Origin of the sequence: Hydrophilobacter chitinilyticus, from assembly GCF_049860745.1 — a bacterium.
Lineage (GTDB): Bacteria > Pseudomonadota > Gammaproteobacteria > Burkholderiales > Burkholderiaceae_C > Rhodoferax_B.
Genome location: NZ_CP187561.1, coordinates 5376942 through 5389597, shown reverse-complemented (window position 1 = coordinate 5389597; position 12656 = coordinate 5376942). Strand labels below are relative to the sequence as shown.

General features: G+C 61.7%; 13 protein-coding genes. 2 read left to right on the top strand and 11 right to left on the bottom strand.

What is annotated here, in order from left to right; all coding sequences use genetic code 11:
- On the bottom strand, window positions 1–1536 hold the full coding sequence (gene hutH / locus ACPWMG_RS24160) for a histidine ammonia-lyase (protein ID WP_483302028.1): 1536 nt from the start codon (window positions 1534–1536) through the stop codon (window positions 1–3).
- A 164-nt stretch (window positions 1537–1700) separates the two neighbouring features.
- Window positions 1701–2381 carry a GntR family transcriptional regulator gene (locus ACPWMG_RS24155; RefSeq protein WP_483302027.1) on the bottom strand — a complete coding sequence of 227 codons (681 nt, stop codon included), beginning with the start codon at window positions 2379–2381 and terminating at the stop codon, window positions 1701–1703.
- A gap of 104 nt (window positions 2382–2485) precedes the next feature.
- Between ACPWMG_RS24155 and ACPWMG_RS24150 the strand changes: the two genes are divergently transcribed.
- Both ACPWMG_RS24150 and ACPWMG_RS24145 read left to right on the top strand, forming a co-directional pair.
- The gene (locus ACPWMG_RS24150) at window positions 2486–3466 is read left to right on the top strand and encodes a Bug family tripartite tricarboxylate transporter substrate binding protein (protein ID WP_483302026.1); all 981 of its coding nucleotides are present in this window, start codon (window positions 2486–2488) and stop codon (window positions 3464–3466) included.
- Between the two features lie 37 nt (window positions 3467–3503).
- Entirely contained in the window at window positions 3504–4778 is a 1275-nt protein-coding gene (locus ACPWMG_RS24145) for a glucarate dehydratase family protein (RefSeq protein ID WP_483302025.1), read from the top strand.
- Window positions 4779–4793: 15 nt separating this feature from the next.
- Here the strand turns inward: ACPWMG_RS24145 and hutC are convergent, their stop codons facing one another.
- The 9 genes from hutC to ACPWMG_RS24100 form a co-directional block, all read right to left on the bottom strand.
- Window positions 4794–5603 (bottom strand): histidine utilization repressor, encoded by an 810-nt coding sequence (gene hutC / locus ACPWMG_RS24140; protein WP_483302024.1) that lies wholly within the window; start codon window positions 5601–5603, stop codon window positions 4794–4796.
- Between the two features lie 9 nt (window positions 5604–5612).
- A complete protein-coding gene (locus tag ACPWMG_RS24135) occupies window positions 5613–6392 on the bottom strand; it encodes an ABC transporter ATP-binding protein (RefSeq protein ID WP_483302023.1) in 780 nt (259 codons plus the stop codon).
- Between the two features lie 136 nt (window positions 6393–6528).
- The gene (locus ACPWMG_RS24130; protein ID WP_483302022.1) at window positions 6529–7377 is read right to left on the bottom strand and encodes an ABC transporter permease; all 849 of its coding nucleotides are present in this window, start codon (window positions 7375–7377) and stop codon (window positions 6529–6531) included.
- 142 nt (window positions 7378–7519) lie between these two features.
- A complete protein-coding gene (locus ACPWMG_RS24125) occupies window positions 7520–8488 on the bottom strand; it encodes an ABC transporter substrate-binding protein (protein ID WP_483305331.1) in 969 nt (322 codons plus the stop codon).
- 249 nt (window positions 8489–8737) lie between these two features.
- Complete coding sequence (locus ACPWMG_RS24120; RefSeq protein ID WP_483302021.1) at window positions 8738–8866, bottom strand: hypothetical protein; 129 nt, start codon at window positions 8864–8866, stop codon at window positions 8738–8740.
- Between the two features lie 10 nt (window positions 8867–8876).
- Complete coding sequence (locus tag ACPWMG_RS24115; protein ID WP_483302020.1) at window positions 8877–9236, bottom strand: hypothetical protein; 360 nt, start codon at window positions 9234–9236, stop codon at window positions 8877–8879.
- Between the two features lie 110 nt (window positions 9237–9346).
- Complete coding sequence (locus ACPWMG_RS24110) at window positions 9347–10120, bottom strand: hypothetical protein (protein ID WP_483302019.1); 774 nt, start codon at window positions 10118–10120, stop codon at window positions 9347–9349.
- Window positions 10121–10271: 151 nt separating this feature from the next.
- Entirely contained in the window at window positions 10272–10823 is a 552-nt protein-coding gene (locus ACPWMG_RS24105; RefSeq protein ID WP_483302018.1) for a VUT family protein, read from the bottom strand.
- Window positions 10824–10829: 6 nt separating this feature from the next.
- On the bottom strand, window positions 10830–12596 hold the full coding sequence (locus tag ACPWMG_RS24100; RefSeq protein WP_483302017.1) for an NAD(P)/FAD-dependent oxidoreductase: 1767 nt from the start codon (window positions 12594–12596) through the stop codon (window positions 10830–10832).
- Between the last annotated feature and the right edge of the window lie 60 nt (window positions 12597–12656).

Sequence of the window (12656 nt, the reverse complement as noted above, 5' to 3'; positions counted from 1 at the left end):
TTAGGCGAAGCTCGGCACGATCTGCTGCACCGCCGTCGGCCATTCGCTTTGCAGCGCCCACAGGCGCATGTTTTCCACGTCGGTGGCCAGGTAGCGGTCTTGCTCCAGAAAGGCCACCTTGCTGCGCAGGCGCGCAAACTCAGCTTCCACCAGCGGCGAGCTTTTGAGTCCGCGCTTCAACTCCATGCCTTGTGCTGCGGCCATGGCTTCGATGCCCACCACCACAGCGGTGTTGTTCACCATGTCGCCCAAGCGGCGCGCGGCAAATGTGGCCATCGACACGTGGTCTTCCTGGTTCGCGGAGGTGGGCAGGCTGTCCACGCTGGCCGGGTGGGCCAGCGACTTGTTTTCGGATGCCAAGGCGGCGGCCGTGACCTGCGCAATCATGAAGCCGGAGTTGACACCACCGTCACGCACCAAGAAAGGCGGCAGGCCCGACAAGCCGGTGTCGAGCAGCAGCGCCAGGCGGCGCTCAGAGATAGCGCCGATTTCTGCCACGGCCAGCGCAATGATGTCGGCCGCAAACGCCACCGGCTCGGCGTGGAAGTTGCCGCCCGAGATCACGTCGCCGTTGTCGAACACCAGCGGGTTGTCGGAAGCCGCATTCGCCTCGATTTGCAGCACGCGTGCGGCGTGTTGCAGGTTGTCTAGACATGCGCCCATCACTTGCGGCACACAGCGGATGGAATAGGGGTCTTGCACGCGGCCGCAATCGGGGTGCGAGGGCACGATTTCGCTGCCGTCGAGCAAGGCGCGCACGGCGGCTGCCACGGCGATCTGGCCGGGATGGCCGCGCGCGGCATGTACACGCGCATCAAACGGTTTGATCGAGCCTTGAATCGCTTCCAGCGACAAGGCGCCGGCCACCAAGCCAGCACCCAACACTTGCTCGGCACCAAACAAACCGGCCAAGGCCAGCGAGGTGGAAACCTGCGTGCCGTTGAGCAAGGCCAAGCCTTCTTTCGGGCCCAAAACAAAGGGCGCCAAACCAATGCTTTGCATGGCTTCTGCGCCGCTGACCAACGTGCCGTCGGCCGTGAAAGCCTGGCCTTCACCAATCAACACACAGGCCAGGTGCGCCAACGGCGCCAGGTCGCCAGAAGCGCCCACCGAGCCCTTGGCGGGGATGTGAGGCGTGATACCGGCATTTGCCAGCGCCAACAAGGCATGCACCAGCGCAGGCCGCACACCCGAGTGGCCACGCGCCAAGCTCACGGCCTTGGTGGCCAGAATCAACCGCACCACTGGCGCAGCCAATGGCGCGCCTGTGCCTACGCTGTGGGACAACACCAGGTTGCGCTGCAAATCGGCCAGCCGGTCGTGCGCAATCTTGGTGCTGGCGAGTTTGCCAAAGCCGGTGTTGATGCCGTAGACCACCTGGTCTTCATCCACGATGCGCTGCACCGCAGCTTGCGAACTGAGCAGGCCCGCTTCGGCCTCGGGAGCCAACGCTAACGGGGCATTGGTGGTGTAGATGCGGCGCAATTCGGCCAGGCTAACGTGGCCGGGGTGGAGGACGAGAGAGCTGTTGGTCATGGCAAAAAATCCTGTCTATACAAGTTGCCATCATCATCGTTCAGAGAGGCAAATGTTGCAAGATGTCTAGCCCTGCCGGGCGAAAAGAAATACGGTCGCAATACCACGCGGTGGCACGACCCGACGCGCCCCTCGCCCGATCTCCATTCCAATCCCCGGCCAGGTTATCCGGAGATGTATTCCGGGTACCGTATTTGGATGTCGGTCACGCGGCCCAGCGTGCCGGAGAGGTGCGCGCGCAGCGCCTCCTGTGCCGCTTCTGCGTCTCCGATGGCCAGCGCTTCGACGATGCGGCGGTGGTCGCGCACCACGCGCTCCGAGTTGCCGGGAGAAGGCAAGTCCAGGCGGCGCAGCCGGTCCAGATGGCCGCTGCGGCGGCGTACCAACTCAAACAGATCGGGTGCACCGGCAGCTTCGTACATGGTGCGGTGAAAGGCTTGGTCTGCGGCAATGAATTCGTCGGTGCCGTGGGCGGCAAGGGCCGCTTGCACGTCCACCATGGCTGCTAAACGGGCGTGCAGCACGGTGTCCCCCGCCAGCGCCAATGTGCGTATCACTTCCAGTTCGATCGAGCGACGCAGAAATTGCGCTTGCTCGGCTGAGCGCAAGTCGATGCGGCTGACCAGCGTGGCATGTTGCGCGAAGACGTCCACCAGCCCTTCCTGGCTCAGTTGCATCAGCGCGTCTCGCACGGGGGTTTGGCTCAGCTCAAAGCGTTCGGCGAGTTCGGTGCGCACGAGTGGCGTGCCGGGCGTGAGCTCCAGCGAAATGATGGCTTTGCGCAACCATTCAAAGACTTGCGGGGCGGCTTGGCGCGTGCGGTCGAGTTTGTGGGGTGTGTTCATCGGGCGTAGCGGGTTGCACCTTGATTTTAGACGGGCCTTTCATTGACACACTAATACATTAGTGCTTCAATGCGCTGCGATTTCAATAATTTTGGAGACATTTCATGCACCGTCGTTTCGCTTTGGTTGCTGCCGCCTGCAGCGCCGTCTGCCTCTTCGCCACCGCCGCCTACGCCGCCGACTGGCCTGCCGCCAAGCCCATCACCTGGGTCGTGCCATTTGCCGCAGGGGGATCAACCGACGTTGTCGCCCGCGCCGTGGGGCAAGATTTGTCGGTGGCGTTGAAGCAGTCGGTGGTGATCGACAACCGGCCCGGCGCCGGTGGCGTGATTGGCGTGCAGGCCGTGGCCCGCGCGCCGGCCGACGGCTACACGCTCATTGGCGGCACCATCAGCACACACGCCATCAATGCCTCGCTCTACAAGAAGCTGCCCTACGATCCGGTGAAGGACTTTGAGCCGGTCTCGCTGATCGCCTATGTACCGAATGTGTTGATGGTCAACAGCGATCTGGGCGTGAACACGGTGCAAGAACTGGTGGCGTGGATCCGCAAGAACCCAGAGAAGGCTTCTTACGCCTCGTCGGGTGCGGGCACCTCCACCCATCTTACCGGCGCGCAGATGGCCGACTTGATCAAGGTGCCGATGCAGCACATCGCCTACAAGGGCAGCCCGCAAGCGCTGCAAGATGTGGCGGCGGGCCAGGTGCCATTTCTGTTTGACCAACTCACTGCAGGCCTGCCGCTGGTGAAAGCAGGCAAGCTGAAATTTCTGGCGGTGACGACCAAGACCCGTTCGCCGCTGGCCCCGGATGTGCCGACCACGGCGGAGGCGGGCTTCCCAGGGCTTGACTTGGTTTCTTGGCAGGCTGTGTACGCGCCCAAGGGCACGCCGAAAGACGTGGTGGCGCGCCTCAACGCCGAGGTCGTCAAGTCACTGAAAGCGCCTGAACTCAAGAACAAGCTGGAAACCCAGTTTGGCATGCAAGTGGTGGGCAGCAGCCCGGCCGAATTGGCCGCCATTACCGCTGCCGACACGGCCCGCCTGGGCGAGTTGGTGCGCAAGACCGGGGCTACCGCTGAGTAACCTAACAATCAACCCACAGAAAAGAAAGTAGTCAACCTTGGCACGCGATATCACCATCACCCATGTCCGCATCACGCCGATTGCCTTCCGCGACGGCCCGCTGCTGAATGCGGCCGGCATTCATGAACCCTGGGCGCTGCGTGCCATTGTGGAAATCGAGACCAGCGACGGCCGCGTCGGCATTTCCGAGACCTACGGCGACGAGCCGATGCTCAAGGTGCTGGAGCAGGCGCGTCCGCTGCTGATCGGCCTGTCGCCCTTTGCGCTCAATGAGATGGAAGAGCGTGTGCGCGCCACCATCAAGGCCGTGCCCGGTGCGGTGGAGTTTGAACTGGCACCGGGCTCGCATGCCGCGAAAAATGCGCCCAAGGTGATCAGCACGTTTGAGGTCGGCATGCTCGACTTGCAAGGCCAGATCGTCAACGCGCCGGTGGTCGACCTGCTGGGCGGCGCGGTACGCCCGGCCGTGCCGTACAGCGCGTATTTGTTCTTCAAGTATGCGGAGCACATTGGCAAGCCCTACGCACCCGATGCCTGGGGCGAAGGCATCAGCCCCGAGCAGATCGTGGCGCAGGCGGGCCGCATGATCGAGCTGTATGGCTTTCAAAGCATCAAACTCAAGGGGGGAGTGTTCGAGCCCGCGCATGAAGTGGCCTGCATGCAGGCACTGGCCAAGGCCTTTCCCGGCCTGCCGCTGCGCTTAGACCCCAACGCCAACTGGTCGCTGGCCGCCAGCATCGCTGCGGCCCCAGCGCTCGACGAGATCCTGGAGTATTACGAAGACCCCACGCCTGGTCTGGAGGGCATGGCCGAGTTGGCCAAACACACCAAGCTGCCGCTGGCGACCAACATGGTGATCACCACCATGCAAGACTTCCGCAAGGGCTGCGAGATGGGCTCGGTCAAGGTGCTGCTGTCCGACCACCACTACTGGGGCGGCCTGCGCGCCACCCAGACCTTGGCGCGTATGTGCCGGTTGTGGGGGCTGGGCATGTCCATGCATTCCAATTCGCACCTGGGCATCAGCCTCATGGCCATGACCCACGTGGCCGCCAGCGTACCCAACCTGACCTACGCCTGCGATACCCACTACCCGTGGCAGGAGGAGGAGGTGATCAAGGGTGGACGTGTGCGCTTCGACAACGGTTCGGTGGCTGTGCCCACCACGCCTGGCCTGGGTGTGGAACTGGATCGTGATGCGCTGGCCACCTTGCACGCGCAGTATCTGGAATGCGGCGTGCGCAACCGCGACGACCTGAAGCAGATGCAGCGCTACGACCCGTCGTTCACCGGCAAGACACCACGCTTCTAAACGCCAGCGGCCTGATCAGGCCGTGACGCTATTGCCGTCGGTTCGGAACCGGCTGCCCAGCCGGTAGCGCGCACCCGGGTGCAGGCAGCGGACGATGGTGATGGGCACGCCGCGTGCCCAGGTGCGGCGCGACAGCAGCAGGCAGGGCTCGGTGGGGTCGATCTGCAGCAGGGCGGCCTGGTCGCGGTTGGGCAGCACGGCGTCGACCACGTGTTCCATCTCATCCAGCAGCACGGTGCGCACCAAGAAGTCGGAAGGTTGCTCGCGCGTGAAGTCTTGCTGCGCAAAACCGGGCACGATGCGCGGGTTGACGTAGCGGTCTTCCAGTTGCATGGGCACACCGTCCTCCAAGTGCACACACACGGCGTGGAACACCGATTCGCCGGTGGCTAGGCCGAGTGCCGAGCCAATTTCCAGCGTGGCCGAGATGCGCTCGACGGTGATCACCTTGCATTGGTAATCGTGCCCACGGCGGCGAATGTCTTCGGCCAGGCTGACGATTTGCAGCAGGTTGGCTTGCGGCTTTTCATCGGCCACAAAACTGCCCACACCGGCCACTCGACGAATGCGCCCTTGCTCGGCCATCTCGCGCAGCGCGCGGTTCACCGTCATGCGCGACATGCCAAACTGCGCCACCAACTCGTGCTCCGACGGCAGGCGGTCGCCCGCGCGCCAGGTGCCGTTTTGGATGCGGGTGGCGATGAAGTCCTTGATCTGCTGGTAGAGCGCCACGCTGGGGGCGGGCGCTGCTACGGGGCGGGCGGGACGGCTGGCGCGTGAAGGAGCTTTGGGCGAGTGGGCTGTTAAGGGCTGGCGTGGGGGCATGTCGGGATCTTAATGTTCCACACTGGCCATGGCTTCGGCGCGGATCTCTTCCGTCAGCCGTGCCTTGAGCGCCATGAATTCGGGCGAGGTCTTGATGGTGTAGTGCCGAGGGTGCGGCAGGTCGACCGCGATGTCCGACTTGATGCGTCCGGGGCGTGCGCTGAACACCGCCACGCGGTTGGCCATGAAGATCGATTCGTCAATGTCGTGGGTGACGAACAGCACCGTCTTGCGGGCCGATTCCCAAATGCCGAGCAACAGCTCTTGCATCTGCACGCGGGTTTGGTTGTCGAGGGCGCCAAAGGGTTCGTCGAGCAACAGAATTTTCGGGTCGTTGGCGAGTGCACGTGCAATCGCCGTGCGCTGCTGCATGCCGCCAGAAAGCTGCTTGGGAAAGTGCTGCTCAAAGCCGCGCAGCCCCACTTGGGCGATGAAGTAGTCGGCACGCTCGCGTTGCTCGGCTTCTGGCAGGCCGCGTTCACGCAGGCCGAAGCAGATGTTTTGCCGCACGTTGAGCCACGGGAACAGTGTGTAGCTCTGGAACACCATGCCGCGGTCGGCACCGGGGCCTTCCACCGGTTGGCCGTCGAGCAAGGCGCGGCCGGTGCTGGGGCGTTCCAGCCCGGCGACGATGCGCAGCAGCGTGGACTTGCCGCAGCCCGAGGGTCCGAGGATGGTGACGAAATCGTTTTCGTGCACGTCGAAATCAATCGGCTGCAGTGCTTGTGTGCGCTGGCCGTTGGCAGTTTCAAATACGCGGGACACGCCCTGGATAGATAACTGACTCACAGAACACCTCGCAGGGAATGTTGTGCAGGTATTAGCGTGGAAACACCGCAGAACCGGCTTTGCCGGGCTGCTGGTGTTGCCCCCTGCAAGGGGGTAAGAGAAGCGACACGAAGTGCGCGGAGCCTGGGGGTGTGCATCAAATGGTGCTCCAGGCGAACAGCTTGCGGTTAAGGGCTTTGAATGCGAAGTCCGACACCAAGCCAATGATGCCGATGACGATGATGCCGAAGATGATCTGGCCGGTGTTCAGCAGCGCTTGGCTGTCGGTGATCATGTGGCCAATGCCGCTCGAAGAGCCAATCAACTCGGCCACGATGACATACGTCCAGGCCCAGCCGAGCACCAGGCGCAGCGTTTCGGCAATGCCAGGGGCGGCACCGGGAATCAACACGCGGCGGATGATGCCTTTGTCGTCGGCGCCCAGGGTGTAGGCGGCCTCGACCAGGTCGCGGCGGGCGCTGCCCACGGTCACGGCGACCATCAGCACCACTTGGAAGAACGAGCCGATGAAGATCACCAGCACTTTTTGCAGTTCGCCAATACCCGCCCACAAAATCAGCAGCGGAATAAAGGCTGAGGCCGGCAGGTAGCGGCAGAACGACACAAAGGGTTCGAAGAAGGCTTCAACCCCCTTGTACGCGCCCATGGCAATGCCCAGCGGCACGGCAATCACACTGGCCAGAATGAAGCCGCCCAGCACCCGCCACACGGTCATGCCGATGTCGTGGATGAAGTTGTATTCGGTGAACAGCAACCAGGCTTCGCGCGCCATGGTGACCGGGCTGGCCAGGAAGGTGGGCGACACATAGCCGCCCAGTGTAAAAGCTGCCCACACCAACACAAACAACACAAAGAATGCAAGCCCGAGCAGCCACCGGGCCTGGCTGGACACCGGCTGCAGCGGCGCAAATAAACGACTACGTTTGCGGCGCGGCGCTTCGGCCAGTTGACGCGGAAGGGGGCGCGGAACTTGTATGGAACTCATGTCGTTGTGAAGGAGCGGTAAGTCTTTAAATTCTCAATTCCGTTTCCAGATCGGCCGTGAACGCGAAGGCGAAGCGCGGGCAGTACCAGCGGTACGACCAGCGAAGCCGACAAAGTGCACGGTTGATCTGGGAATGGAATCTTTACTTGATGAAGCTGTCGTCGAAGGTCACGGCCAGATTTTCAGGCGCTTTGCGGATCACACCGGCTTCGAGCAGGATCTTTTCAGAGTCTTTCATGAAGCCGGTGATTTCGCCGGCGAAGAACTTCTGGTTCGCCGCCTTGTCTTGCCAGCGCAGGTAAGCGGCCGACTTGGCAAACTGTTCGCCGGTTTGCTTCACGGCAGAGCCCATCAGTTCGTTCGACTTGGTAGGGTCGGCCTTGATCATGTCGAGCGCGGCGAAGTAGGAGTCGGTCAGCGCCTTGGCAGCCTTGGGGTTGGCCTTGAGCCAAACCGGGTCGCAGCCCACGGTGTCCATCACCATCGGGTAGTCGAGCGTGGTTGCCAAAATCTTGCCGGATGCGGGGTTGTCACGCACGGTGGAGAGGTAGGGCTCGTACGTCATGGCGGCATCGTTCTGGCCGGCCACAAAGGCTTGCGCAGCGGCTTGTGGTGCCAGCGTGGTGAGCTTCACGTCCTTCAGCGACATGCCGTTTTTGCTCAGCATCCAGGCCAGGCCGAAGTAGGGGGCGGTGCCAGGGGCGTCCACACCAATGGTCTTTCCCTTCAGATCGGCAAAACTCTTGATGTCGCCGCGAACGGCCAGGCCATCAGCGCCGTACGACTTGTCCATCTGGAAGATCTGCACGATGGGCACGCCGTTGGCGTTCCAGGCAACGTGTGTTTCCACGGTGGTGGCGGCGCACTGGATGGCCTTGGAGGCCAGGGCCAGGTGGCGGTCTTTTTGCGGAATGAACTTGATCTCGACGTCCAGCCCGTTCTTCTTGAAGATGCCAGCCTTGTCGGCCAGCGACAGCGGCGCGAAGCCAGTCCAGCCCGACATGCCCAACACGATTTTGGTTTCCTGCGTTTGGGCGCTGCTGGCCATGGCCAATGCACCGAAAGCCGTGGCGGCCAGCAGCGAAGTCATCTTCTTGAAGTTCTTGCCCATCTTGCTCATGTCGTACTCCTGTGAGTTCAGCGAAATTTAAAGTCATTGACCGGGCCAGCTGGATCAGCCGGACGCCGCATTTTGGGCTTGCGCAGATGTACATGTATATACAAGACAACCCCTAGGCATGCACCAAACCGGGCCGCTGCTCGCGCAAGCTGCTGGGCTTACGCAAGGACTGGGCCAAGAGCAGGTTGCCAGTCGCACCGTATGGGACTGACGAGAAGAACGTGAGCAGGGTCTGAAAGACTAGGCTGGCAACGCGAGGTGCCGGCGCATCAGCAACCGAAACGGCAGCAGGAGGCCCACGCCCACGGCCAGCTTCACACTCAGGTCGCCTGCGGCCCAGGTGAGCCAAGGCAGCAGTTTAGGAATCACGGTACAAGAATCAGCCGATTCCCCTTTGGCCACCATCGAACCACGCTGTATCAAATCCTGCACTAAGCAACACAGCTTGAGTGGGTTTGAAAACAGCTGGGTGAACACGTCGAAGATACTTGACCAGAGTATTTTCATCCTCAGTCAGGATATGGGTGATGTCCTCAACGTCACATTGGCCGATGAGTTTCATATCGTCCTTGAAGACTGATCTGTTGTCGCCAGGATCCCGAGATGTTGAAGCAAATCTAGCACCGCATTGAACGGCATGTTCAATGTTGAAGGGCAGCATGATGAAGTTGCGCAATGGCAAGTCAGTTATGCGTTGTTTAACTTCAAACTCAGAAACAGCAATAGTTGAAAGATACATAGGAACGCGCCGACGAACGCATTCTCTAAAGTATTGGTGAGCAACTTGATGGGATGGACGACTCGGATCTGCGAACGTAATCAGAAAGCTGGTGTCCAAAAGGACGCTATTCAATGGCCTTCCCCCCGAAGTTTGTCCACCCATGCGGAAGCGCTTTCGATATCCTTCCACGCAGACGCCCCACGGCTCTTCATACGCTCCAACTGGCTTTCATCGATGTCTGTCGTGTGCTCAACAAACTCCAGCAAATGAGCATTACGTAACGTACGAGTTTGGGTGTTGTATTCGGCCTTGACGCGCAACATCGCTGTCTTGTACAAACGATTCAACTTGTCGTCTCGCAAGAAATCCTTGTCGGTAATTACTTTTAGAGTCTTTCCGTCCGGAAGCTTGATATGGGCATTGGGTTGAGTAGCTCCGCCGAGATCTAAAATTTCCCCGCTGACGTACCGCTCGACAACAACCCAGTGATCAGAGTCATCGGTGCGATAGTCAGACTCAACGCTCACAACAACGGGCATCTCCAAGAATGGGGCCAAGATCTTGTAGACGAGAGCGCCTGTAGAACGAGCTGCCTTTTGCCAGCGCTCAATCACAGCCTGACGCTTTTTATCTACCTGATCAAGCACCTCTCCTCTTTGCAAGATATTCAGGTCAGAGAAGAGTTTTGGAGCGAACGGGATGGGTGCTGTTTGAAGGGCAAACGAACCTTGAACCACTGCCACTTCAATATTGGTGGCATCAAGCTCTTTTCCGTCGCCTTGGAGAAACGTTTTTACGTCTTCAGCGAAGCGCGCAAGATCACCCAGGCGAACTCGATCAGGACTCATGTGAGAGTCCTCGGACAGGCTGTCTAACGAGATCGTGATGCGTTGTGCGTCCATGATGGCGCCATTCTATGGCGACATATCTTGTCAGTGTGGCAATCCCACTTCGCGCAGATCCCGGTTTTTACTCCCAGATTCCCTTTGATACATGGCTACAAAGGCAAGAGCGGCTCCCAGAGACCGTTGTGCTGTGCTGCTTTAATCGGAGTCAAGCAAGCGCGAGGTGCCGGCGCATCAGCAACCGAAACGGCAGCAGCAGGCCCACGCCCACGGCCAGCTTCACGCTCAGGTCGCCTGCGGCCCAGGTGAGCCAGGGCAAGTCTTCACCGGCAAAGGCCAGGCTCCAGAAGACCGCGGTATCGAGCACTGCAGCCAACACCGTGGCGACTGCCGGGGCGCGCCACCACTGGCCTTGGCGCAGGCGGTCGAACACATGGATGTCGAGCAACTGCGCGGCGATGAATGCGCAGGCCGAGGCGAGCGCGATGCGCGGTGGCGCCAGCAGCAATGACGCGGCAATGGCGACCGCAAAACCGGCCCATGCCACACGCCGCGCCAGGCCGGGGCCGAACCAGCGGTTGACGAGTTCGCTCACCAAGAAGGCCGCCGGGTAGGTGAACGCGCCCCATGTCAGCCAATCGTTGAGGGGGAACTGCACCAGGATGTTGGACGCGAGCACGATCACGCCCATGGCGAAGATTGCCAGCGCGAGCGGGCGCCACGTGGCGCGAGATGGGTGGTGGAGTGAGGCGTGGGGCATGCCGACTTACATCCCCTCAAGCCCAGTGGACTCGCCCTTGCTTTGGCGCGATGGCGGTACCGGCAAGCCGAGCACGCTGCAGGCCACGGCCTCGGCCACCTTGATGCCGTCCACCCCGGCCGACAAGATGCCGCCCGCATAACTCGCGCCTTCGCCAGCAGGGTACAGGCCGCGCAGGTTCAGGCTTTGGTAGGTGTCGTCGCGGCTGATTTTCAGTGGCGATGAAGTGCGCGTTTCCACGCCGGTGAGCACGGCGTCGTGCAGGTCAAAGCCCTTGATCTTGCGGCCGAATGCGGGGAAGGCTTCGCGCATGGCTTCAATGGCATAGGCGGGCAAGGCCTGGTGCAAATCGCCCAGGTGCACGCCGGGTTTGTACGACGGCTCCACGTTGCCAAAAGCGGTGGACGGCTTGCCCGCCACGAAGTCGCCGACCAGTTGGCCTGGCGCTTCGTAGGTGCTGCCGCCGAGCACATAGGCTTGCGATTCCAACTGACGCTGCAGCGCAATGCCGGCGAGTGGGTGCACGCTTTGGCCTTCGGGCACGCGCACGTCGACATCAGGGCCGATGGCGGCGCGCAGGCTCTCGGCGTCTTGCGGAAAATCTGCCGGGGTGATGCCCACCACGATGCCGGCGTTGGCATTGCGTTCGTTGCGCGAATATTGGCTCATGCCGTTGGTGACCACGCGGCCGGGCTCAGACGTGGCGGCCACCACCGTGCCGCCGGGGCACATGCAAAAGCTGTAGACCGCGCGGCCGTTTTGCGCGTGGTGCACCAGCTTGTAATCGGCCGCACCCAGCAGCGGATGCCCAGCGTGGCGGCCCCAGCGCGCGCGGTCGATCAGGCCCTGCGGGTGCTCCACGCGGAAGCCGATGGAGAACGGCTTGGCCTCCAGGTAGACACCGCGTGCGTGCAGCATGGCAAAGGTGTCGCGCGAGCTGTGGCCCAAGGCCAGCACCAGGTGGCGCACGGGAATGTCGTAATGCTGGCCTGTGGCCTGGTCGTGGATGCTGGCGCCTACTAGCTGTCCATCTTCAATCTGCAAATTGGTCAGCCGTTGCTCGAAGCGAATTTCGCCACCCAGCGCGATGATTTGCTCGCGCATGTTCTCCACTACCTTCACCAGCTTGAAGGTGCCGATGTGCGGGTGCGCGGCGATCAGAATGTCTTCGGGCGCGCCGGCCTGCACAAACTCGCGCATCACGGTGCGGCCCAGGTAGCGCGGGTCTTTGATCTGGCTGTAGAGCTTGCCGTCGGAGAACGTGCCCGCACCGCCTTCGCCAAACTGCACGTTCGACTCGGGGTGCAGCTCGCTCTTGCGCCACAGGCCCCAAGTGTCTTTGGTTCGTTCACGCACGGTCTTGCCGCGCTCCAGCACGATGGGCTTGAAGCCCATGCGCGCGAGCATCAGCGCCGCAAAAATGCCGCAGGGGCCAAAACCCACGACGACGGGGCGCAAGGCCAGGTCGGCAGGCGCTTGGCCGATGGGATGCCAGGCCATGTCGGGCGTGGGCTGGATGTGCGAGTTGCTGGCGTATTTTTCCAGCAGGGCCGGCTCGGTGCTGGGGTCGGCTAGCGTCACATCGACGATGTACACCGCCAGTAGGTTGACCTTGCGTGCGTCGAAGCTGCGCTTGAAGATGGCGAGCGACGCAACCGCCGCTTGGGGGATGTGCAGGATGCCAGCTGCGGCTTCGATGAGGCTGGTGTTGAGGGCAGCGTCGCCCGCTTCAGCGGCCGAGAGCGGCAGCTTGATTTCTGAAATGCGAATCATGGTGTGCTGGCCCGTGTCGATCGGGCGAATGCCATTTGTGGGGCTGTGATTTTAAGGGAG